The organism is Streptomyces sp. NPDC051364 (genome assembly GCF_040682115.1).
GTDB lineage: Bacteria > Actinomycetota > Actinomycetes > Streptomycetales > Streptomycetaceae > Streptomyces.
Genome location: NZ_JBFBAH010000007.1, coordinates 246862 through 269705, shown reverse-complemented (window position 1 = coordinate 269705; position 22844 = coordinate 246862). Strand labels below are relative to the sequence as shown.

General features: G+C 70.1%; 19 protein-coding genes and 2 pseudogenes. 5 read left to right on the top strand and 16 right to left on the bottom strand.

Annotation, left to right across the window (positions count from 1 at the left end):
• Window positions 1-278: 278 nt before the first annotated feature.
• The 3 genes and pseudogenes from AB0M76_RS18300 to AB0M76_RS18290 form a co-directional block, all read right to left on the bottom strand.
• Window positions 279-752 carry a hypothetical protein gene (locus tag AB0M76_RS18300; protein WP_365953792.1) on the bottom strand — a complete coding sequence of 158 codons (474 nt, stop codon included), beginning with the start codon at window positions 750-752 and terminating at the stop codon, window positions 279-281.
• A 212-nt stretch (window positions 753-964) separates the two neighbouring features.
• The gene (locus tag AB0M76_RS18295; RefSeq protein ID WP_365953791.1) at window positions 965-2014 is read right to left on the bottom strand and encodes a hypothetical protein; all 1050 of its coding nucleotides are present in this window, start codon (window positions 2012-2014) and stop codon (window positions 965-967) included.
• Between the two features lie 395 nt (window positions 2015-2409).
• Window positions 2410-2694 (bottom strand): annotated as a pseudogene (locus tag AB0M76_RS18290) (hypothetical protein); the annotation flags it as partial.
• Window positions 2695-2940: 246 nt separating this feature from the next.
• Between AB0M76_RS18290 and AB0M76_RS18285 the strand changes: the two are divergent.
• Window positions 2941-6561: a hypothetical protein gene (locus AB0M76_RS18285; RefSeq protein WP_365953790.1), complete on the top strand. Its 3621-nt coding sequence runs from the start codon at window positions 2941-2943 to the stop codon at window positions 6559-6561.
• A 121-nt stretch (window positions 6562-6682) separates the two neighbouring features.
• Here the strand turns inward: AB0M76_RS18285 and AB0M76_RS18280 are convergent, their stop codons facing one another.
• Both AB0M76_RS18280 and AB0M76_RS18275 read right to left on the bottom strand, forming a co-directional pair.
• A complete protein-coding gene (locus tag AB0M76_RS18280; protein ID WP_365953789.1) occupies window positions 6683-6856 on the bottom strand; it encodes a hypothetical protein in 174 nt (57 codons plus the stop codon).
• A gap of 163 nt (window positions 6857-7019) precedes the next feature.
• Entirely contained in the window at window positions 7020-8339 is a 1320-nt protein-coding gene (locus AB0M76_RS18275) for a helix-turn-helix transcriptional regulator (RefSeq protein ID WP_365953788.1), read from the bottom strand.
• A gap of 259 nt (window positions 8340-8598) precedes the next feature.
• Between AB0M76_RS18275 and AB0M76_RS18270 the strand changes: the two genes are divergently transcribed.
• From AB0M76_RS18270 to AB0M76_RS18260, 3 genes are all read left to right on the top strand, one after another.
• Window positions 8599-8754 (top strand): hypothetical protein, encoded by a 156-nt coding sequence (locus AB0M76_RS18270; protein WP_365953787.1) that lies wholly within the window; start codon window positions 8599-8601, stop codon window positions 8752-8754.
• A 91-nt stretch (window positions 8755-8845) separates the two neighbouring features.
• Window positions 8846-10057, top strand: a complete 1212-nt coding sequence (locus AB0M76_RS18265; RefSeq protein ID WP_365953786.1) for a cupin domain-containing protein — start codon at window positions 8846-8848, stop codon at window positions 10055-10057.
• Complete coding sequence (locus AB0M76_RS18260; RefSeq protein ID WP_365953785.1) at window positions 9991-10902, top strand: aldo/keto reductase; 912 nt, start codon at window positions 9991-9993, stop codon at window positions 10900-10902. Before AB0M76_RS18265 ends, AB0M76_RS18260 begins: the two co-directional genes overlap by 67 nt.
• Here AB0M76_RS18260 and AB0M76_RS18255 read toward each other — a convergent pair.
• The 9 genes and pseudogenes from AB0M76_RS18255 to AB0M76_RS18215 form a co-directional block, all read right to left on the bottom strand.
• A complete protein-coding gene (locus tag AB0M76_RS18255; protein ID WP_365953784.1) occupies window positions 10824-11675 on the bottom strand; it encodes a hypothetical protein in 852 nt (283 codons plus the stop codon). The genes AB0M76_RS18260 and AB0M76_RS18255 overlap by 79 nt on opposite strands.
• 514 nt (window positions 11676-12189) lie before the next feature.
• Window positions 12190-12915 (bottom strand): annotated as a pseudogene (locus AB0M76_RS18250) (PIG-L family deacetylase); the annotation flags it as partial.
• A gap of 50 nt (window positions 12916-12965) precedes the next feature.
• Window positions 12966-13559 (bottom strand): NUDIX hydrolase, encoded by a 594-nt coding sequence (locus AB0M76_RS18245; RefSeq protein ID WP_365953783.1) that lies wholly within the window; start codon window positions 13557-13559, stop codon window positions 12966-12968.
• Between the two features lie 204 nt (window positions 13560-13763).
• Window positions 13764-14918: a bifunctional class I SAM-dependent methyltransferase/NUDIX hydrolase gene (locus tag AB0M76_RS18240; RefSeq protein WP_365953782.1), complete on the bottom strand. Its 1155-nt coding sequence runs from the start codon at window positions 14916-14918 to the stop codon at window positions 13764-13766.
• A gap of 36 nt (window positions 14919-14954) precedes the next feature.
• Window positions 14955-15533 carry a class I SAM-dependent methyltransferase gene (locus tag AB0M76_RS18235; protein ID WP_365953781.1) on the bottom strand — a complete coding sequence of 193 codons (579 nt, stop codon included), beginning with the start codon at window positions 15531-15533 and terminating at the stop codon, window positions 14955-14957.
• Window positions 15530-16825, bottom strand: a complete 1296-nt coding sequence (locus AB0M76_RS18230) for an MFS transporter (RefSeq protein ID WP_365953780.1) — start codon at window positions 16823-16825, stop codon at window positions 15530-15532. Before AB0M76_RS18230 ends, AB0M76_RS18235 begins: the two co-directional genes overlap by 4 nt.
• Window positions 16822-17295, bottom strand: coding sequence for an NUDIX domain-containing protein (locus AB0M76_RS18225; protein ID WP_365953779.1), 474 nt, complete (start codon window positions 17293-17295; stop codon window positions 16822-16824). The genes AB0M76_RS18230 and AB0M76_RS18225 overlap by 4 nt, the downstream gene beginning before the upstream one ends.
• Window positions 17292-18179 carry an aminoglycoside phosphotransferase family protein gene (locus AB0M76_RS18220; protein WP_365953778.1) on the bottom strand — a complete coding sequence of 296 codons (888 nt, stop codon included), beginning with the start codon at window positions 18177-18179 and terminating at the stop codon, window positions 17292-17294. The genes AB0M76_RS18225 and AB0M76_RS18220 overlap by 4 nt, the downstream gene beginning before the upstream one ends.
• 141 nt (window positions 18180-18320) lie before the next feature.
• Complete coding sequence (locus AB0M76_RS18215; protein ID WP_365953777.1) at window positions 18321-20210, bottom strand: ABC transporter ATP-binding protein; 1890 nt, start codon at window positions 20208-20210, stop codon at window positions 18321-18323.
• A gap of 369 nt (window positions 20211-20579) precedes the next feature.
• Here AB0M76_RS18215 and AB0M76_RS18210 point away from each other — a divergent pair, with 369 nt between their 5' ends.
• Complete coding sequence (locus tag AB0M76_RS18210) at window positions 20580-21140, top strand: NUDIX domain-containing protein (protein WP_365953776.1); 561 nt, start codon at window positions 20580-20582, stop codon at window positions 21138-21140.
• A gap of 89 nt (window positions 21141-21229) precedes the next feature.
• On the opposite strand, the gene AB0M76_RS18205 is transcribed toward AB0M76_RS18210, so the two are convergent.
• The gene (locus AB0M76_RS18205; RefSeq protein ID WP_365953775.1) at window positions 21230-22066 is read right to left on the bottom strand and encodes a class I SAM-dependent methyltransferase; all 837 of its coding nucleotides are present in this window, start codon (window positions 22064-22066) and stop codon (window positions 21230-21232) included.
• A 127-nt stretch (window positions 22067-22193) separates the two neighbouring features.
• Window positions 22194-22838 (bottom strand): disulfide bond formation protein DsbA, encoded by a 645-nt coding sequence (locus tag AB0M76_RS18200; protein WP_365953774.1) that lies wholly within the window; start codon window positions 22836-22838, stop codon window positions 22194-22196.
• Window positions 22839-22844: the final 6 nt, after the last annotated feature.

Below are 22844 nucleotides of genomic sequence, written 5' to 3'. Positions count from 1 at the left end.
GCTCGCACTTACAGGGGGTGCGGGGGCCGGAAGGTGCATCCTGCCATGGCTGATCTTACAAGGGGAAAGGGTTAGCTGTGCGGTCCGTGCGTGTTGTGAAGGTCACCTAAGGGCAATAGATGCACCGCCTGGACGGCAAGATCAAATATCCCAAGATCAAATATCCGGGTGCGCTTGATCCAATTTACTAGGCATCGGAGATCGAGGCCTTTGGTGGAATGGTGCCCAGTGTGGACATCTGCGCTTCCAGACCGGAAGCCGCGGAAGGCGGGAGCCGGTCAGTGGGGGGAGACCGCCAGTAGGCGGGCCGCGCCCGCGTGCAGGAGTCCGAGCCCGGTGTCCCGGCCGACCTCCGCGGCGCGGTCGGCGGGGCCGGAAGAGGTCGTGCGGAGGGCGGGCCCGCCGGAAGGGTCGAGGACGGCGGCGTGGACCGTCACGTGCTGGGTGGCGGGATCGAGAATGGCGTGGGCTGAGGCGGCGGTGAGACATCCGCCTTCGAGCGAGGAAAGTACGGCCCGCTCAGCGTCGAGGACGACCCGTGTCGCTGGATGCGTGACCGTCGAGAGGAGCCCGGCGGTGTCCTCGTCGTCAGTGCGGTGTTCGATGACGACGATCCCGGCACCCGCGGCGGAGGCCCACACCGACGGGTCGAGGATCTCGCTGGCCCGTTCGGCCAGGCCCAGGCGTTGCTGTAGGAATCCGAGGTACATGAGCACTCCCACCTGGACGTTGTAGCTAGGGCAGACGGACATGTGATGGAGAGCGACGGAACCATCCGGGCTGTCGCGTCACGCCTACACCTCACCTGCGGAAACACGGCCGGCCCCGCACTGGAGCGGTCCGTCGTCGTGGCAAGGGCGATTGCCACGCTGGTGGTGGAGGTTGTTGGCCTGGGCAGTTGCCCGCAGTTGTCCTCTGGCTGTAGCTATACGAGCACCAAGCCGTACACCCGGTTGGGCCGGGATCAGGACTCCAGGCCTTCGAAGGTCTCGGTGCAGTTGAAGCACATGTTCACCAGCTGGTCCGGGGCAAGCGCAGTGGCGACGCCCCCGACTAGCGCCCGGATCTGGCAGTTGGGGCACTCGGCGGGTAGCTCAGTCTCTCCAGGCCAACCCAGCCCCCGCCGGCACAGCTCGTCGCGCAGTACCGTCTCCAGATCGCCCAGATCCACGCTCCAGGAGTCGCTTTTCCCTCCGCCTTTGTAGTACCGACGGATCCTGGGCTGGTCGAGGATCTTGGTGGCGTATGCCACGGCCAACTGGTCGACCTTCCAGGGGCGGGGACAGTAGAGGCACTTGTTGGCCGCGCCGTCGACGTGAAGCGCGAACTGGGTACAGTCCGGGCACTGCACCGTGTGGTCTGCCACGTCCTTGAGCACAATGCGCAGGCGATCCATGCGAATCGTGACGTAGCCATTGATGCTTCCCAGCCCAGACCGGACTTCGAGCATGTTGTCGGCAATGGCCGCTCGCTGGTCGGCGTCGATCTTTTCCAGAAGCTCTTCGTCTAGGAAGCGAATCAGGAAGTCGAGCACGTCTGCAGCACGACTCTCAACGGCCGCCGCCGACTCTGTCAGCCCCCAGTGCTGAAGCTGGTTGCGGATGCCGGCCAAGGCGAGGATGGCTTCCTTGTCTCTCTTCTCAATCTGGACGCCTACAACCTGCACGAGCCTTCGGATGGTTTCCGCGGTGGTGGGGCTGTCGAACTCGCCGTCGTCGTATTTCTGCTTACTCGTCTGGCTGGCGTCTTTGATCACCAGAGTCCAGTGCTCTTGCCGCAAGCGCGCTTTGAGGAGTACCTCGCAGGCCGCCTGAAGGTGCAGGACGGCGTACTTTAGGTCGTGTGGGCTGGGGTCGCCTTCCCCCTTCTCCCGACGCAGCAGCCTCACCACGCTGACAAGGTAGTCGACTCCATTGGGGACGGGCGGGAAGTGCACGTCCAGCGCTGTGGTGACGCTCGTAGTCGGCTTTGGCGCCTCTGCGCCAATCTGTCCGCTCGGCCCTGTCTCGGTCATGTGGCCCGCCATTTCGTTCTGTGTCTGCGGAGTGCCAAGCCTCCACCGACTACTTACTCTGCCGCTGGCGAGCCCTCCGGTGCGGCACCTCGACCTGCAGTTCTGCCGACTGGGCTGGGCAGGTTCAGCGTCCGACTATTCATCAGCAGCACCGTCAGATCGCACTCGCAATCCCCGGCGTAGGCGCACTCCGGGGAGGCGTGCAGATATTTGTTGCTGTATCTGCACGCCGGAGCGTACGGCGCTACTAAACCGTACTGAAGAAGCGGTTCAGGCTGACGGTGCCCGGCGCGTCCAGGATTATGGATCCCGCCTTTGCTGATCTGCCCGAGTAAACTGCCGAGTGCTCATCTACTGCTGAGATACGGGCTCGATGGCTGAAGTAGGTCGGCCCCCTACAGTTGCAGCCCGGCGCGGGCGGCGAGCATCGCGTCGACACCGAGCTCCCGGCTGTCGAGCTTCTCGAGCCGCCGGTCGGCGTTCCCACGGATCGGCACGGCGACGAGCTTCGGATACAGGCTCTGGAGGAGGGCTGCGCGGCGGTAATGGGGGGCACTGGTGCCCACCCGGGTTCCGGGAGGCTGTTCGATGAGCGTGGTGGGCCCGTGCCCTGCGGGGAGGCCCAGGACGTCGCGGGCGTCTTCGCGGGGCAGGACCACCGCCACGGTGATGCCCGGCGCCCGGTCGTGGGGGCGTTCGACGAGTTGCCGGCGTCCGACTCCTCTCGCGGACGGCGCCGTCGATGGCGCGGGCCTGCTGCTGCACCTGACCGAGTGGCGTCAGTTCTCCACCCTCGACCCCAAGCGGCTCGCCACCCGCACCACCAGCCCTAACAACTCGTGCGGGCCGACACGGGCACCACCTTCGTCGCGTGAGCGGCCTGGCACCGCGCCCGGGGCGCGGCCAAGCGCTGCTAGCGTGGCCCGGTGACACCGAATGGCGCTCCTGGCGCGGAAGTTGACCCGTCCCGGCTGGCGGACGGCTCGCACACTGCAAAAGCCCTCACCGCGCTGGGAGCCAACGGAGAGCGGGCACTGGCCCACCTCCGCACCGCCGCGCAGATGCTTCAGGAGCCCGGGCGCTGGCCCAGGCCGCTCGAGACCGTCCAGGCGTCCTGCCGGTCGGCTCTGGATGCGCTCCTCAAGGAAGCCGGGGAGGACTTCGAGGGTCCGCGCGATGCCCAGAATCAGGTCAACAACGAGGTAGCGGGCTTCCTCAAGCAGGTCGGCAAGAAGGGCCAGACCCCGCTGGGCAAGCTGCTCACCGCTCTCGACGCTGCCGACGTGCCGGAGTTCCTGGAGCCGAAGGCCGGCCTTGGAGCGAGCGTTCAGCGGCTGATCAGCATCCCCGACGGCCGGCTGCCGGTCCCGGCCGACCCGCGGGCGGAATACGAGGCGGTCCGCGAGCTCCTTGACATGGCCATGGAGCTGACGGCGCTGCCCGCTGGCAGGGATGACCAGCGGGCGGTCGTCGAGATCCTGCGCCGCGTGCGGCAGGCCCGTCAGGCGTCCGGAGCAGCCGAAGCAGCCGCCCGGCCGGACGGCCTCGACGGCCTGCGGAACGCGTGGGCCTACTGGGAGCACGAGAATCAGGTCGGCGGCGGTTTCCGGCGGCGCCAGCTGGCGCATATCGTCACCCAGCGCACCGGCACCCTCCCCGGGGACGGCGAGGAGGAGGCGTTCCGGGCTTGGGCGAAGTTCTACCAGCGCACCTCCGGCAGCCTTCACGGCGGCGAGGCCGAGGACGAGGCGAGCACCCGCCGCCTTTTCGTCGACCTCTTGGCCCACGTCGAGCAGCTCCTGCTCGACCTGCCCGACCTGGCCCCTCTGCTGGTCCAGCTCGCCCGGACCGAGGCACCCAGCGCCGAGGACGCCGCCGCCGTGGCCGCGATCCACCAGCCCCGCGCGATCAGGTGGTTCTTCGCCAACGCCGTCAGCGCCGCCTGGCTCGACCTGGTCAGTACGGCGCGGCTGCTGCCCCAGGCGGAGCACTGGCCGGCCCAGCCGTACCTGGAACGCGTCGCGCAGGCGGATCCGCAGCGGGCCCTGGTCTGGCTCCAGCTGCATCAGGGCGCGTTCAGCGGCGTGGACCCGGTCGTGCTGGTCGGCCTGCTGCGGGTGGCTCGCGCCATCGGCGGGGATTCCGCCCCCGTGGTGCGCGCCGTCCTGGACCAGGACGGCACCGTGGAGGTGCTTTGGCACCAGCTGGTGGTGTGGCTGGTCGACATCCCGGCCAGCAAGCGGGACGTCGACTGGGTGGAGGTGGCCAGGCGGGTGCTGCTGCACGTGGTGGAGCAGCCTGCCGCGCAGTACTGGGAGCTCCAGGCGCTGCTGAAGGAGCTCCAGTGCGCCGCGTACGGCCCGGACGGCGCCGGGGAGGCGGCCGTGGTGCGGGCTGTACGCTCCGCGGTGAAGGCGGTAGTCGAGGCCGCCGTGACGTCCGAGGTGGAGCAGGCGGACCTCGACCGGGCGGACGACCTGCGCCAGATGGTCTCGGCCGACGACTTCGGCCCCTCCGCTACCCGGATCGCGGTCCGTGCCCGCCTCGACTTCGCCCGGACCGAGTTCCAACACGGCGTCACCCTGGCCGAGCGCATCGCCGGATGGCCGAGTCTGCCGGGACCGTCCCGGTGGGCGGATCGCGTGCTGGCCGCGCACCTGCTGGAGAGCCTCCCCCAGCAGCGCGACGACTCCGAGGCCTCCCAGAGCTGGCTCGCGGCCACCCGCGACCTCCTGGCTCGCCTGGGCGACGTTGAGATGGTCGGCGCCGACACCTTCGACCTAGTCGCCGCCGCCCTCGACCGTTGCCCGCCCGATACCCTGCCGGAGCTGGAGGAGGAGCTCACGGCCGCGCTCGGCCCGGCCCCGACCGGGGCCGCCATCGACGCGGGCCGCAGCGCTCTGGCCGACTGGGTTGTCCCGGCCCCGGCGGGCTGGTCCGTGGTGTGGTCGCTGTCCCCGGTGCTGCCCGCGTCGGTGCTGGCCCCCTGGCAGCCCGTCGTCGACGCGGTGACCTCCCTGTTCGGGCCCCCTCCGGCCAAGCCGCTGCCGCGCTTTCGGATCGTCCCCTATCTCGACACCCTCACCGCCGCCGGACAGGACCTCGCGGCCGTGGCCACCAGCCAGGGCGCGCCGGAGGCCGCCTCGCTCCTGCGGCAGCGGCAGCAGGCCGGGGCCCTGTCCCCGGACTACTCCCGGATCGTCCTGGCCCAGCTCGTCGCCACCGACCCGGCCCGGTGGGCCGCCGATGTCCCCGCAGTCACCGTGGCCCTCGCGGACCACGCCCTGCAGCAGGCATACCTGGCCGCGCTGCGCACCCCGCTGACCGCCGACCCGTGCCCGCTCCCGGACCACGAGGCCACCACGAGGGCCGTCACCGCAGCGCTGTGGGACCTGCTCGGCGCACCCGGCGTCGAGGCCTCGGTCCGGCTGCAGGCGCAGCTGACCCTGTGCCTGGCGCTGAGCGAGGCGTGGACGCACGGCATCGACCTCGGGGACGTCTCGGTTGCGATCACCGGCTGGCTGGAAACGGCCGTCGCTGCCTGGACCGAGCCGGCCACTTCCTTGGCCGACCCACTGTCGGCCGCGCACCAGGAGATCGGCGGCCTCGCGCTCGACGCCCTCATCCGATACGGCCTGACGTTCGTCGTCGCCCCGGCCGAACTCACGGTGGCCGTCGAGAGCCTTCTCGACGGCATCCTCGACGAGGGAACCGACAGCCGCGCCTTGGCCGTCATCGGCCACCATCTCCCCGCTCTGATCCAGCACGCGCCCCTCTGGACCGACCGCCACCAGGCAGATCTCTTCGACCTCGACAAGGAGATCGTGCCCGCCGTCATCGGGATCAACTCCCGGCGGAGTATCGACGCGGCCGGCCTGCGGATCCTGCGGCGCCTCAACTCGGTCAAGCTCGCCGCCTACCTGAGCCGCACCAACGGCGACGACACGACGAACGCGACGCTCTGGCCATACTGCGCGGCCCTGCTGTTGGCCAAGCCAGCCGACCTCGGAGGCCGCCCCGGGTTCCTCGCCCTCCTCAGTGCCTGCGACGGCGGCCCGGCGGCGATCTCCCGGCTGCTGGGCGAGGCCGAGCGCCTCCTGCCCCGCACCGCCACTCCGGAGAACGCGGCGGACGTCGAGCACGGCGTTGAGCTGTGGTGCGGCGTTCTCGCGCTCGACCTTCCCAGCTCGGCTGGCCACCTGCACGGGGCCGGGAACTTCGCCTACACCGCCGCGCTGGACGACGCGGTGTGGCTGGAGCTGACCGCCCAGACCCTCGAGCGCACCACGGACATCACCAACATCACCGCCGTGGCACGACGCGCGGCCCGGCGTCCGGGCCTCGAAGCCGCCCACCAGGTCCTCGCGGTCCTCGTGGCCGCCGATGACCCCGACGACTCCGCCATGGCGTCGTTCCGCACCACGGAGATCAAGAACGCGGGCATCGAGCTGTGGCAGACCTCCCAGCCCGGCACACCGGGCCGCACGGAGCTCGGCCAAGCCCTCGCCCGCCACCACGACTTCCTCGAGGGCGCCGTGGAGGAGTGAGGCTGAGAAGCCGCTCTAATGCCCGGACGCACGTGGGCTGGCCGCTGGCGCCCACCCACGTGCGGTCCTGGCAGTCCGGGCACGGACGGCGCAGCTGCTCCTGCTAGCTCCAGCGCCGGAATCACTCGCTGAGCCGTGGGCCGATCCGGCCCTCCGGCGAGACGAGGATCGGCTGCTGCTCGCGCAGCCCGAGTGTGCGCTCGCGTGCCTGCACGTCTTCCCACCCGACTACCGGCCGGTCGGCGGCGCGCGGCCCAGCATGACCGACCCAGAGCAGCCGCCACTCGTAAGCCATTTCGCTCCCTCAGCCGCAACATGACGTGAGGCAACACAGCGTGTGTCTACAGAAGCCACCCTTGCCACCGATCTCCACGAGGGGTCCGCGGTGCTGGTGCTGACGAGGCCTCGGATTCTAGGTGCTGTATTTGTCGACGTCTTCCATCTCCCTGCCGCCACGATTAAGCACTGCGGAGGCGTTCGAGAAGCTCGCCAACGGAGGCCTCGCGCCGGTACGGGGCGAAGTCGGGTGCCATGTCGCGGACGAGGCCCACGCACCGGTCAGCGCCGATGCGTTCCGCGAGGTCGAGGGACTGGGTGGCGACTGCGGCGGCCTGCTCGATCTCGCCGGACTTGAGGAAGGAGCGTCCCTGGCTGAGGAGGAAGACCCCGCGGGTCTTGTCCCGGCTGACGGGGAGCAGGGCCAGCCCTTCGTCGATCCGGGCACGTGCTTCGGGGGCGTTGCCGAGGTCGAGGAGGCACTGCCCCGCGTCGACGGACAGGTCAGCCGGGCTCATCCACGAGCACCACGATGGCGGAGGGGTGCTGGCCTCTGTGGTGATGGCCGTCTCCGCCGCGGTCAGGTCCCGGTAGCACTCGGCGCGCGCGCCAGCGGCTGCGTAGGCTCGGGCCCGGCGAAGGCGCAGGAGGGAACGAGCGGTCGGGTGCGACGTGCGGGCGAGGGCATGGGTGAGGGGGTCCACGGCGGCGTGCGGGCGGCCGACCCAGATCGACTGGTACGCATAGTCGGCCAGGACCCCGGCGCCGGCATCGCGGTCGTCGGCGGCGTGGGCGTTGGTGAGTGCGGCGTTCCAGTAGACGCCGGCGGCGTGGTGTTTGCCCTGGTCGAAGCGGTACCAGCCGCATGTGCTGGCCAGGCGGGCGGCGAGAGCGTGTAGCCGGAGTCCGAGGTGCTGGGGGTAGCGGCCGCCTTCGAGTAGGTCGGTGACCGTGTCGAGGTGGGCGTCCATCAGCTTGACGGTGTGCTGGCGACGTTCGGTCGGCAGCGAGGTGAGCGCGGCTGCGGTCGTCTCCAGCCAGTCCACGAGCTCGGCGTCCACGGGGCGTCCGTCGAGGGAGCTCGTAAGCCGGTCCGGCTCGAGGCTTGCCCACTGGGCGGACAGCCCGGACAGCGCCACCGCGCTGAAGACCATGAAGTTGCGGCGTTCCATGGATGCTCTCTGTGCTTCTCGGAGGGCCCGGACGGTGAAAGCCGAGCCCAGGGGTAAGGGGTCCGCCCGGCCGGGAAGCCAGTGCGGCCACGGATAGATGTCGAGATCCACGAGTGGCACGCCGAAGGCCTCGGCGATGAGCAGCTGGGATTCGGCGCTGGGTGTCTTGCGCCAGTTTTCCCACCTGCTTACCGCCGTCTTATCGGCGCCGGTCCGCAGACCTTCCGGCCGGCTCGCGGCCGCCTTGCGCATTCGGGCGACCAGGTCGGTCTGGGACCAGCCACGCAGTTCCCGGGCGTAGGCCAACGGATGGCCGATCAGCACGTCCACGTTCCCCGCCCTTCGCCGAAGCGTCCCACGGTATCGACAACCCCGCCGGGACAACACCGGGACAACACCCAACACCTGTTCGAGTGAGGCCTGTTGGCGCTGTACTCGTCAGCCCGGAACGAACCCGTACCGGGAGGGGCAGCTGTTCGGAGCCCCACATCCGCCTCCGCCTCGGCACACGGGGCGGAGGCGCTCTCCATCCGACAGACGCGAACCGGCTACCGCCGGCTTCGGAACCACGGGAAAAAGGAGACACGCAATGGCACAGGCACAGGACGAGCTGCTCATCGGCGTCGAGAGCCTCATCAAGATCCAGGATCGCTTCACCGCCGCCGCTGCCGAATCCGACTCCACCGGAACGTCTACGGGTGACGACGGCGAGAACCGCGACGGCCTCAACCTCCCGCAGGAGTAACACCTCTCGCAGGCGCACCGTCGCCCAGCGGGGCCCGTCATCACCGGCGGGCCCCCGCCATCGCACCCGTGACTCAGGACCGGAGGAAGACGTGGACCACCGCTTCGTCACCGCGCTGGAGAAGGCCTTGGGCTGGACCGGCGCGGCCCCGCTCGGCACAGGGTTCGCCCGCGGCACCATCGAAGACCTCGACCTGCTCGACCGCCTCCTCAACCCGCAGCGCCTGCTCGACCTCGTCATGCGCCGCAGCGTCAACACCCCCCAGTTCCGCATCTTCCAGAGCGGCTCCGGGCTCCACCCCGGCCGGTACATCGAGCCCGCCGTTACCCGCCGGGGCCAGGCGATCCCCATGGCGGACATGCACCGCGTCGGCGCCCTGGTGCGGGAGGGCTGCACGATGGTCCTGGACGAGATCGACTTCTTCGACCCGACTATGGAAGCCACCTGCCGCGCCCTGCAGTGGTGGGCCCGCGAACTCGTCCAGGCCAACGCCTACCTCACCACCAATGACGCCAGCGGCTTCGACCTGCACTGGGACGATCACGACACCCTCATCGTCCAGCTTGCCGGACAGAAGACATGGGACGTACGCGGCGCCTCTCGCCCGGCTCCCATGTACCGGGACTCCGCTCCCAACACCGAGCCCAGCGAGGAGATCATCTGGCGGGGAACCCTGCGGACCGGCGACGTCATGCACATCCCGCGCGGCTTCTGGCACCAGGCCACCCGCGGCGACCAGGGCGAGGGCTACAGCCTCCACGCCACTTTTGGCATCGTGAAGCGCACCGGAGTGAACTGGCTGGCATGGCTCGCAGACCAGGCCCGTGCAGAGGAACTCTTCCGCCACGACCTCGACCGCTGGGCAACCCCCGACCGCTGGCAGGAACAGCAGCGCGCCCTGGCCCAGTCCGTGGCCCGGTTGGCCGGAGAGCTGAGCCCGCAGGAGTATCTCGGCGCCCGGGAACGCGAGCGCCGCGCTGCCCGGCACCTCCCCGCCACCGGCCTGTTCGGCCGGCCCGAAGACGTCGTGTGTGTGACGGACTTCGAACCGGTCATTCAGCGCAACGACACCACCGTGGACGTCCTGGCCGTAGGCAAGAAGATCACCTTCGCGGCCAAGGCGTACCCCGCCCTCGGCCTGCTGCTCAGCGGCCACCCCGTCCGGATCGCCGATGCCGCTGCGGCGACCGGTGTCGACGTCGCACAGCTCGCCGAGACCCTGGTGAAGGAGGAACTGTGCACGGAGCTGACCCCCGCCTTGTCCTCGGGCTACACCGGTCTGGTCACCGCCGCGACATCCTGACCGCGGCACTCGACCTCGGAGTGCACGACCTCGACACCGCCGCCCCGTACCACGGACACCGTTCGCACCAGACCCTCGCCCAGTGCGCCGGCGACTTGCTGCCGAAGTTTTCGATCTCCACCAAGGTCGGCTACTTCCCGGGCATCGGACACTCCCTCGACCCGGTACGCCTGCGCAGGGGAGTGGAGCTGGCCGTACAGGATCTTGGACGGGAGCCGGACCTGGTGTTCCTGCACAACCCGGAACAGAGCCTGACCGGCGGATCACCGGGCCGCCTTGCCGATCGCCTGGCCGCAGCGTGCGACGTCCTGGAGGCGGCAGCGGAACAGGGGCTGTGCCGGACCTGGGGGGTGTCGTCGTGGGACCCCCGCCCCCTGGCCGCCATCGACCTCAGCGGGCTGCCCCGCCCAGAGACCCTGATGGTGCGGGCCGGCCTACTCGTCGGCGTCGAAATCCTCGACGCCACCCAGGCGGTTCGCAAGTCGTGGAAACCGACGACTGCCTGGGGCATGAGCCCCTTCGGCGGAAGTACCGCGCGGCTCGTGTGGGAGATGTTCGACGCGCGCCCGTTCCTGCAAGGCCCCCGCGACGGGCATACCCGAACGCAGGCGGCGTTCCGTATCGCCTTCCGCGTGCCCGTGGTGGACGCCGTAGCCGTCACCACGGACAACCCAGTTCATCTGCGAGAACTGACCGAGGCCCTGCATTTCAACGTGGACGAACAGAGTGCCGACCGGTACCTCCGGCATCTGAGGCAGCCGCAGCGTCAGGGCTGCAGATCGTTCACGATTCGTGCCGCTTCCCGGCGTGCCGGCATCAGCAGGGGATCGTCCTGGTACGCGTGAGGGCCCACGATCTTCGACAGGAAGAACAACGCCATCAGCTTGCCGTCCCGGCTCTCCATATCGGCCCGCCGCTCGCGGTAAACCCGGTGGGCGAGGGCCGGGACGGCCAGCGCGTTCCCCCAAAGGGTCGCTGCGTCCAGCCCGCGGGGGGCCATTCCCCAGTCCTCCCAGTCGATGAGGCAGAAGGCCGGCCCCATCACGTTCGCCCACGTCAGATCCCCGTGAGCGGGCACCCACTTCTCGACGGTGGTGTCCGTGACCGAGGGGAACACCTCGCCCAACTTCCTGGTGACGAGCTCCTGCGTGATCCGCTCCGTGTCCGGGGTGGCGATCCGGTACGTGGGCTGCGAGGACAGGGCATCGAGCGAGTCGTTTAGCCCAGCCCACCAGGATTCTGGCAGCCCCGGATCCTCCCGTACGAGGGCGCCCTTGCCGAGCGGCTGCGCGGTGACCAGCTCCAGTTCATCGGCCCTCCACATCGCCGGCTCGCCTGCCTCCCGCCACGTCACGCCCTGGTACCACTGGGGCATCACGACCCCTTGCAACACCGCGGCGGCTTCGGTGCCGTTCCACCCCTGCTGGCCAATCCGCTCGAAGCCCCGGCGCTCGATACGTACCCAGGTTCTCCGCTCCGTACGGGCTCCGACGGAACGTCGCTTACGCACCACGGTGTCCCGGTTCAGCCGGACGTTGAGGCCCTGCTCGACCCGGATCAGTACCGCCTCAACGGACTGGTGGCGCAAGTCCACGGCAGCAGGTGCGGAACCGGCCATCAAACCTCCTCGGCAACTGCACGACCGTAGCAAGGGTTCAGGACCGCGCGGGGGCTGCGGCGCGAGCGGAGCTGCGGTGGATCTGCGTCCAGAACTGCGATCCACCCCACAGCCGCTCTGGCCTCATGAATCCGCATCACAGCTCCGTGAACCTTGCGGACTTCTGGGCGAGTACCTCGGCGAGGAACCCGGGTGCCTGGGCGCCGAGCATCCGGTACAGCGTGACCATGCTGGTGATCGCGGTGTCCGCGACTTCCTCCTGGACATGCAGCCAGGAACCCTGCGCCTTTCGCGGGTTCGTCCCCCAGGCACCGACCACCGCCTGCGCGGATTCGCCGACCTCTTCCGTGAGCTTGAGGACCTGCAGCGTCCACTGCTGCTCCGGGGTCATCCCGCGCTCGGTGTCCAGGCTGGTGAACAGTTCGCCGAGCATGCCGATCGTGTCCCACACGGCCGGGTACGGCGGTTGCGGTGTGAGGGAGCCCTGCACGGGGCCGGCCAGGGGACTGGTGTCCAGGCGGGTGTACCACTCGGTGGCCAGGATCCGGTGCCGGACGTCGTCCGGGGCGCCGGAAAGAAGAGCGGGCAGGGCACGCTGGCCTTCGACTTGGCTCCGGTGCGCGAGGATGGCCTCCCACTTCGTCGCCGCCACGGGGCCCACGTCGACGCTCGCGGTGACCTGGTCGTCGGGGATGCTCCGGACCGTCTTGCCGACGCGCGCGAGAAGGGGGCCGAGGTCGCCGACGCCCGACTGCGGGTGCGTCGCCAGGTACAGGGCGCCTGGCGTCCAGGGTTCGCCTGCCTCGGGGTAGAGGTGGGGGAGACCGGCGGCGTGAACGGCGAGCTGGGTGACGCGGTGGGTGTGCAGGTGGTCGGGGTGGCCGGTCAGCTGGCCGTACTGGTCGTGGGTGATCACGATGTCCGGCCGCAGCTCACGGATGTGGCCGACGATCCGCCCGACCACCTCATCGAGGGGTGCGTCGCACAGGGGGGTCCGGCCGGGCGCGGACTCGGGAACGCGGGCGTCGGCGTAGCCGAGCATCCGGGGTTTCCCGGCACCCAGGATCGCGAGGGCATCGGCGAGTTCGGCGGCCCGGTGCGTGTCGGCGGCCCAGGTGGTGGTGACCACGGCGGTCGCCGCGCCCGCGGCGGCGTGCTGTGCGAGGACGCCGCCGGCGAGGAGCACTTCGTCGTCGGGGTGTGCGAAGACTGCGAGGAGGGAGGGCTTTGGTTGTGTCACGGGTGTCTCCAGACAGAGGAGTCGGTGTGCGGGGACGGGGCGGTTGGCGGTTACGGGCTTGGTACCGAGCCCTTGTCGGTGGCTGCGGCGGGCGGGGCAGCGGACCCGGCGGTGGTGCGCTGCGCGGTCAGCAAGATCGCCGCGAGGGTGCCGGCTTCGGTGATCCGGCCGTCGCCGCACATCGCCACTGCTTCGTCCGAGGTGACCCAGCGCAGCTCCATGTCGGCCTCGCTCGGGTCCCGGTGGTGCTCGCCGATGCTCAGGCCCCGGGCGAGGTACAGGTGCTCGCGGGTACGCGCGCCGGCAGGCATCCGCCACATCATCGTCAGTAGCTCGACCTCGGAGGCGCGGATCCCGGCTTCCTCAGCGAGTTCCCGGCGTGCGGCCGCCAGGGGATCTTCGCCGGGCTGGCATCCGCCGCCGGGGCACATCAGCAGCCGCTGTCCGCAGACGTAGACGTTCTCCTCGACCAGAGCGATCCGGCCGCGGTCGTCAAGGGCCACGACGCGAACTCCGTCGGCGGACTCGGTGTACTCGTACGTCCCCATGCTCTGGTCGGTGCGTCGGACGGAGTCCCGGCGCACCACCACCCGGACTCCCGTGTATTGGACGGACGACGAGACGGTGGTCCAGCCGTCGATCATGCTGACTCCTTCGTCTGGGACTGCTCCACCGGCTGGAGGGCCAAGGCTGCTCGGCGGGCGACCCGCCTGCCTGGCGAAGCACGGTGGATGCGCGGCGAAATGGCGTGGAACGTGTACGAGGGCATGGCACTCCCAAGGTGGTGAGGGTGGTTTTGCGGGTCCCGAAGGCCCAAGGCCCACGCGGGCTCCGGTGGCGCGGTCGGGCTAGGGCTGGCCGGGCCGTTGGTAGGGCTGGAAGTGGGCGGGCGGGTGGTCGAGGGGGAGGGCGGGGGCCCAGGCCGTCAGGCACTGGGCGCTCGGCACGAAGAGCGTCTGGGGCAGTGCGTCGGCGGGCCAGAACCTCCAGGACCCCAGGGCTTCCTCACGCTGGTAGGGGGTGCCGGTCCAGCGGGTGACGAGGACGGGGACCGTGATCCGGACGACGTCGCCCACCCGGTCCAGGAGTGTGCCCAGCACCTGCACGGCATCGGGGTCGGCCACGATCCCGGCCTCCTCGTAGAGTTCACGGACAGCGGCCTCGGCCAGGCTTTCGCCTGGCTCCACGGTTCCGCCGGCGAGCTCCCAGGCTCCGCGGCGGTGCAGCCCGAGCAGGACGCCCTGCTGGCCGTGGACGATCACGCCGACCCCCAGCGTGGCCGTCGGCGCGGGTGGAGCGCCGCTGCGTGGGCGGCTCGGTACCCGCTCGGGGCGGCGTGCCGAGTACAGCCGGTAGGAGACCGTGCTATCCGGCTGCGGGGAGTCGATCGCGGTGACCGACTCCATGACGAGGCCGCGCTCGCCGAGGAGGTCCTCCCACAGCTGCGGAGTCAGCGTCCACATGTTCACGGGATGGTCCTCGGTGGTGCCGGGCAGCCGCAAGATCTCGGGCCGCGCAGCCACATGGGTCGCGGGGCCGACTCCGGCGGAGTTCGTGTGCAGCGCGGAGAAGAGCAGACGCCCGCCGGGCCGAAGAGCGTTCGTGAGGGCGGGCAGGAGCCGAGCCGGGTCCAGGTACGGGACCGAGCAGACGGAGTAGATCAGGTCGTACGGCTCTGAGTCCCGCAAGTGGTCCACGGCGTCCGCGCACACCAAGCGCAGGCCCGGAGTCTGCGGGTACCGGGCCAGCGCACGCTCGTGCTGTGCGGGGGAGGCGTCCACGGCGGTGACGTCGGCGCCCGCGGCCGCCAGGCGGGCGGCATGCCGTCCGAGACCGCTGCCGAGGTCGAGGACCCGCAGTCCCGATACCTCGCCGAGGACCTCAATGCCGGGCCCGGCGCCCTCGATTCCCCAGTTCCACTGCTCCAGTTCGGGCAGCTCGATCCCGCGGGCCAGTTGGTGTGTCCCGTAGGTGTTCCAGATTGCGACGGTGTCCTTCTCCATGGTCGACAAGTCCTCCTTCAGGAAGCGGGGCAGGGTTCAGGGGCGTAGGGCGAAGCAGCGGAGCACGTCGAGATCGGCGGTCTGGACGCTGGACCAGCCGGAGGTGAGAAGTTCAGCCTCGGCGGGGCTGATCCCGAGGCGGTGGAAGGGGTCGGTGTCCTCGCGGCGGCCTGCGATCTCGGTGACCACCCAGAAGATCCCTCCGGGTGCGAGGAGGTGGCGGACGCGGCTGAGGAAGGCCCCCTTGTCGTCCATCCACCGGTAGACCAGACGGCAGGTGATGACCGCGTACGCGGGATCCGGCAGGGCCGTGAGGTCACCGGTGGTGATATCGGTGCACTGCCAGGCCGGCCCCGAGCCGGGCCGTGCGTCATGGGAGGCGGCGAGCGCGACGGCGCTGGGGGAGACGTCGATGCCGGTGGTGCGGTATCCGAGCCCGTGGTGGAGGTGGCGGGTCAGGGAGCCGTCGCCGCAGCCGATGTCGAGGGCCGGGCGCCCGCGGCCGGCGCCGAGGCGCTCGTCCATCAGGCGCGCTTCGGTACCGTCCAGGTGCCGGTACCGCCGGCCCCCGGACCACAGCGCCTCCCAGTAGTCGGCGTTCACGATCGTCGTCACGATGCTCCTTCACGAGCGGGCGGTACGGCGGTCCGCGCGAGCAGGGAAGGCATCTCCCGCAGCGCGCGGACGGGGGAGAGGAGCAGGAGGCCGACGGGGACGGTCTGGAGGACCGCGCCGACGGCGAGGGCGCCGCGTACGCCCAGGAGGAGGACCAGAGCGCCGGCGACCGCGGCGGCGACGGGTCGGGCTCCGGCGGTGAGCGTGGTGCTCGCGGCCTGCATGCGGCCCTGGAAGCGTGGCTCGCACAAGGTCTGTCTCAGGGACCTCTGACTCGTCCCGGAGGCCGTTGCCCAGAACAACTGGGTGGCCAGCGCCGCTGCGAGGCCGAGCTGCCAGGCGAGGCCGGGTCCGGCCAGCAGGAGGGGGATCTGGGCCAGCGGGCTGACAGCGAAGCCGATGATGATCGTCGGTCCGATGCCGATACGGGAGGCGATGCGCGGGGCGAGAAGCGCCCCGGCCAGGCTGCCGGCCCCGCCCACCCCCATCATCACGCCGAACGCGCTCGGGGACATGCGCAAGCCGGCCAGCAGGTAGTACGCCCAGTACGTGTTCATGATCGCGAGGCCGAAGCTCAACGTGGACAGGGCAGCGATCACCGTACGGATGGTGGGCTGCCCGGCCACGTAGCGCAGGCCCTCACCGATGTCCCGCGCGAGGCTGCCGCGGCCCTCGGCCGGTGCGGCGGCCGGCTCGGGGGTGCGGATGCGCCACACGAGGAATGCGGAGACGAGGTAGGACAAGACGTCAGCGAGGATCGAGCGGGCGGCGCCGACGGCGCCGACCAGTGCGGCGCCCATGTTGCTGCCCGCGCTGTCGGCCACCGACGAGGCTGCGCCCAGCCGCGAGTTCGCGTGCTGGAGCAGGTCGGCCTCGACGAGGACAGGGAGGTAGCTGATGGACGCCGAACTGTGCACGATCTTGGCGATGCCGAGGACGACGGCGACCGCGTAGAGCTGGCCGATGCCGAGCACCCCGGCGAAGGCGGCGGCCGGAATGGTCACGAGGACTGCGGCAGCGGTGAGGTCCGCGGCGATCATCAGGGGGCGCTTGGCGTGCCGGTCCGAGAACGCGCCGGCCGGGAGCGCCACGATGGCGTTCGGGAGCTGGCCGAGGAAGGCGAGCAGCGCGATCTGGGTGGTGGAGGCATCGAGGTCGAGCACGGCCAGGGTGGGGAGGGCGACGGTGCTGACCGCTGAGCCCGACAGGCTCGCGCACTCGCTGCCGACGAGACGCCGCAGATCCGGGGAGACGCGCTTCCGGAACTTGGCCGGCTGGGTGGAGGTCGTCACCCGGCCTCACCGCCGCGCATCTCCGGGGCGATCACGTTCGCGTAGAGCTGGCCGGTGACGAAACGGGTCAGGACCTCGTGTGTGAACGGATGGCAGTCGGGCGGCGGCGCAGCAGGATCGACCCACACCAACTCGCTGTGCGTCTGCGGCTCGCGGTTGTACGGGGTGCCCTCCCACTCCCGCACGGTGAAGACCGCACCGATCACCCGCTCGCCGTCCGCCGCGTGGAAGTGGGGCAGCTGGCAAAACCGCAGCCGGTCCGGTGCCAGGTGGATGCCGACTTCCTCGGCGAGCTCCCGCGCCGCACCCTCGTCGAGGAACTCGCCTTCCTCCAGGCGACCCCCGACCACGGTCAGCATCCCGGGGGAGTGCCACGACGTCTCCCGGTGCCGCACGGTCAGGACCCGGCCGTCGCCAGGGCGCTGGAGCAAGACCATGACGTTGCCGATGCTGCGGTGTACGGCGCTCACGGGCGGTCCTCCCTCATGAGGCGGTCCAGGGTCCGCCGGCCCCGGGCCGTGACGAGCTCGTCTCCGTTGTCCGGCCCCCAGGCCAGGCAGTTGACCGCGTCCAGCGCGGTCAGGCAGCGCAGGGCCTGACGCTCGGTGTCGGTGAACGACCGCCCGTACCCCCGCAAGAACGCCTTCTCGCGGTCCGGATGGTCGGCCCACTGGGTGGCCGCGAGGATGACGAAGTCCTGCACACGGGCCGCCGGCCTGGCCCGCTCGAAGTCGATGAGCGCGAGCACACCCTCGGACACCATCCAGTTCCTGGGCTGGTTGTCGCCATGGATGTAGCCGACGGGTACGGGGCCGACGCGGCGAAGCCGGGCAGCGTGGTCCCGGATCAGCTGCTGCTCGTCCTCGGTCAGCCGGTCCCCGGCGCGAGCGAGGTACTTCTCCGCTCCGTCTGCAGCGGCGTCCAGGGAGGCTTCGGCCTCGACCCGATCCGCACGGTTGAGTTCCCCGGCCTCGTGAAGCCGGGCACACAGCACTCCCGCCTGCTGGTGCACCGCCCGCCACTCGGCGGCCTCCAGGCCGAGGTTCTTTGCCGGCACTCCGGGGACCGCGGTGAGCAGCAGAACCAAGTCCTGGGCCTGGCTGTCGACGAGCTGCGGTGCCCGGGTGTGCCCCAGGGCAGGAACGACCTGACGGTACGCTCGGCTCTCCCGCATGTAGAACTTCTCGCTGGGCGAGACCTTCAGGTACCAGGAGACCCCGCCAACGCCCACCAGCTCCCACACCTGGGAGCGGTCCCAGTCGTGCGAAGCGTCACGTACCGCCGCGACGGCCCCGATCCGATCCTCCGCCCAGCGAAGCAGCAACGCGGGCAGGGGCTTCGACGTCTGCTTCACGCTGCGCTTCCCTCCATGAACAAGGCGAGCGCACGCCGGCCGCGCACCTCGGCCGCGTTGTGGAAATCAGGCACGGGTTTCCTCCCTCGGTGATGTGCGGCCCGCCGCTTCGCGCGCGGGCCACGGGGGCAGGCGAAGTAGTCAGCGGTCCTGGGAGAGCGCGAGGAGCTCCGCGAAAATCCCACCGCCGTGGACAAGATCGTCAAAGCGGCCCTGCTCGGAAATCCGACCGTCTTCCATCACGACGACGTGGTCCGCGATCCGGGTGTTCTCCAGGCGGTGGGTGACCATGATCGTGATTCGGTCGGCGGCGATCGCTTTGATCTGCTCGAAGATCAGGTGCTCACCGCGCGGGTCCATCTGGGACGTCGGCTCGTCCAGGATCAGCAGCTCGGGCTTGCGGTACAGGGCCCGGGCGCACGCCTCGCGCTGCCACTGTCCGCCGGAGAATTCGACGCCTCCCCAGATGTCGCGGGCCTGGAGGCTGTCCAGGCCGTCGGGGAGCTCTTCAATGGCTTCGCGCAGACCGACCGCGTCGATGGCCTCCCACACGGGTCCGTCGTCGTGGGTGCGGGGCTGGCCGAGGGTGATGTTCTCGCGGACGCGCAGCGGCCACTTGGCGAAGTCCTGCGGGACCAGGCCGGTGCGGGCCCAGACGGTGCCCGGGTCGGTGTCGGCGAGGTCGTTTCCGTTCCAGGTGACCTTGCCCTTGTCACTCAGGTAGATCCCCGTGATCAGTCGCAACAGGGTCGACTTCCCCGAGCCGTTCGCTCCGACGATCGCGAGGATCTGCCCGCGCTCCAGGGTGAGGGAGACGCCGTCCACCGCGGGGCGGTCCTTGCCCGGGTACTGGTAGACGACCTCATCGAGCCGGATCTCCTCGACCGGGCCGGTGATCTCGCGCGGTCCGCGCTGGGGAGAGCGGGCGGCGGCCTCGTCGAGGAAAGCCTGCATGTCGGTGAGGTAGAGGCTGGTGTGAAAGATCGCGGCGCCGTTGATGATCACCTGGGAGAGGGCGGCTAGCGCGGTCTGGACGGCGATGACGGCCGTGGCGGCGATGGCCGGTTCGATCCGGCCGGTCACCGCGAGCCAGGCGAGCGCGCCCCACGTCGCGAGGAGGAAGACCCCGCCGGCCAGCGCGGAGAGCAGGGAGATCCGCAGGGTCCGTGGAGCTGCGGCCAGGTTCCGCCGGTCGCACCGGTCGGACAGGGCCCGGTACCAGTAGACGAGGTAGTCGGTCATGCTGTTGGCGCGGACCTCGTCCCCGTACTGGGATGCCGTGGCCCACCAACGCATCATCCCCCGCACGTTCCTGTCGGAGATGTTGGAGTAGTGGATCTCGTAGTCGACGCGGGCGGTCAGCACGGCGCCGATACCGGCCGGCAACACGGCCAGGAGCAACAGGGGCAGCATCATCACGTTCAGCAGGGACAAGACGCTGCCGGCGGTGACCAGGCGGATCAGCGAGGACATGAAGCGCTGGGCGTCGGTGACCATCACGTGGGTGCGGACCACACCCATCTCGGCCGCCTCCTGCCGGTCGGAGAAGCCGTCCCCTGCGTAGGCGGCGGCCTCGACTCGGCAGACCGCCTCGACCAGGGCGCTGTCCGTCTCCGAGGTCAGCCGAGGAGTGATCCGCCGCTCGGCGTAGGTGGCCACGGCCCCCGCGACCCGGTTCATCGTGGCGGCGAGCGCGACCACGAACAGCGCGGGCAAAGCGCCTTGGAGACGGTCGGCGGCACTTCCGGCGCCGAGTACGGGCCCCATGGCGCGGGCGGTGGCGGCCAGCAGCACCGCGGCGGATACGCCCGTGATGATCTGGCACCCGATCAGGAGCCGGACGGCCTGCCGGTCGGTCCGCCACGACAGGCGGCCGATCCGGGCCAGGACGGAAGGGAGCGTGGCGCACATCTGCCGGAAGGAGACCTCGGCGAGCGGATTGACGGAGTACTGCCCGCTGTAGGTGATTTCCGCCGGCGGCGGTGGGGGCGGTGTGTCGGCCGGTTTGCTGTGCAGTCCGGATGTCGTCATCGGGTCCCCCTGGATCGCCGTTCGGATGCTGTCGGAAGCTCAACGACAGCCGCTGATTTTTCGAACACATGTGTTTCGGTCGGCCATGAAATCCCGGAATGGAGCGCCTGTCGGATCGTGGGAGCTACACCGACCCGCGCCCTGCAACGCCAATGCCACTAAAGGGGGTTGGCCGAATCGCCGAGGGTTTCAAGCGCCGCAAGGGCGTGGGCGCGTTGAGGCCGATCGGGCAGGGCGCGCTTGTAGAGTTCGAGGCTTCTCGTACCCCACGGACCCCTGTGGAGCAGACTGTGCACGTGCCCGTTGGCCGCCTTCGAGCGGCCGGTCTCGGCGTAATCCCCCTTTGCGGCGACATGGGGGTGAGTACCTGTGGCGATCACTGATTCCGATATCGCGGGCGTGCTCACCGCCTACCTGGAGCGCTACCCCCAGGAGGCCGGACAGCTGGCCGAGCCGCTGCGCCTCCTGACCGAAGGCCACGGGTTCGCCTCGCGCCGAACCTTCCCGATGCACGTGACTGCCGGAGCCCTGCTGGTACGGGACGGCGGCGAGGTCTTGTTGATCGAACACCGCGCGTACGGGATCACTTTGCAGCCAGGTGGGCATCTCGAACCGACCGATACCACGCTGCTCGGAGCCGCCCTGCGGGAGCTCTCCGAGGAGACCGGAATCGATCCCGAGCTGGTCGTCCCCCTCTCGGCGCACCCCGCATATGTCGAGTTCGGCCAGGTGCCGGCCAGGCCCGCGAAGGATGAGCCAGACCACTACCACCTGGACATCGGGTATGCCTTCGCGACGGCCGCAGCCGAGGTCGGACGCATCCAGGAGTCCGAGGTGACGGGGGCCGCTTGGTACCCGATGGAGCTGGCGGAGCGCCTGGTCGGGGCCCGGATCGCGCGGGCCGCCGCCACGCCGGCCGGGACCATGTAGCCCGTCCGCCGTTGGTAGTCCCGGCAGCTGTCGACCGGTGCGCGGGAGGTACGGCACGGTGGACAGCACTGTGGCAGAACGGTTCGGAGTCACAATGCCGCCTGCGGAAGTTCGGCGACGATGACGAGCCAGCTCGTCACCGTGACGTCGTCAGGTCGGGCTTGAGCAGTTGCCTCCGCGAGGATCCCCATCTTCTGCTCGTAGGGGAGGGGGCCCTCGGGGCAGGCGAAAACCGGGATGGACAGCCAGGCCGCCCTCTCGGCGAGGGTGGTGCGCTGGCCGGTGACCTCTGCGGTGGTGACGGTCAGCCCGGCGTCGGCCAAGAGGCGAGTGACGGCCGGGAGCGGCAGCTTCGGTGGGACGGCGGGCGGGGTCTGCGTGATGCCGTAGTCCCGGGCGGCGATCTGCTGGATCAGGGAGGTGACGGAGGGGCCGGCTGGTGGGACCAGAGAGTCGGGGTGGGCTACGCCGGCGAAGGCGCCGCCGATGTTGAAGACGAACCGGCCACCGGGCCGCAGGATTCGGCGCACCGCGGTGACCACGGCGGCGACGTCGGTCTTCCATATCGCCGAGTTGCACACGACGGCATCGACGCTGTGTGCCGGGACGTGGTCGGCCAGGTGCTCGGCGGGCGCGTTGACCCACGTCAGCCGGGGATCGGTCAGGAGGTGGCGGCCGATGCGCTGCATGGCGGCGGAGCTGTCGACGGAGATGACTGTGGCGTCGGCTGGCGCCAGGGCGAGGATGGCCTCGGCCGTGGTACCGGTGCCGCCGCACAGGTCGACGACCACACGGCTGCGGGGGAGAGCGGCGCGCGCGGCTAGGTCACGGCTGGAGGCGCTGTACATCGGGTACGCGTGGGTGAAAGCGGCGTAGGCCTCTGCGGTGGTGACATCGTCCCAGCCGGTCAGGGCGTCGTACTCCAACGGGTCGACCTCGTCTCCGTAATCGGGATGCCGCGCGCGGCAGGGGAGTTGGATTTGCTCGTGCCGGAGTCACGGGGGGATTTCGACGTTCCACGTGCGCTTCAGGCTCGTCGGGTTGCTGCTGTGCTCAGTCGAAGGACGGCTTGGCGTTGCGGCTGCGCTTGAGTTCGAAGAAGCCGTCCGTCGCCGCGACCATGGCGAGGCCGTCCCACAACTGTCCGGCGGCATCCCCACGGGGAGCCTGCCTGAGTACGGGGCCGAACAGGGCCGTCCCGCCGATGCGGAGCACGGGGGTTCCGACGTCGAGGCCGACCTCGTCGAAGGCCTCGTGGTGCGACTCCTTGATGCGCTGGTCGAACTCCGTGCTCGTCGCAGCGCCGGCCAGGGAGGCGGGCAGGCCCGTCTCGGCGAGCGCCTCGGCGATCACGGTCGGGTCCTCGCGGCGCCGCTGGTTGTGCAGTCGGGTTCCGATCGCCGCGTACAGCGGGCCGAGGATGCCGGGGCCGGCGTGTTCGGAGGCGGCGGCGCAGACGCGTACGGACCCCCACGCGTTCTCCATCAGGGTGCGGTACTCCTCGCTAAGGCCCTCGCCGCCGCGCTGTTCGAGGTTCAGGTAGGCCAGCGACATGATCCGCCAATCCGCCTTCACGGGCCGGACTTTCTCGACGTGCACGAGCCAGCGGGAGGTGACCCACGCCCAAGGGCACAGTGGGTCGAACCAGAAAGGCACCTGCAAGGGCTCAGACCCTGCGGGTATCTGTTCCTTGATCATGAAACG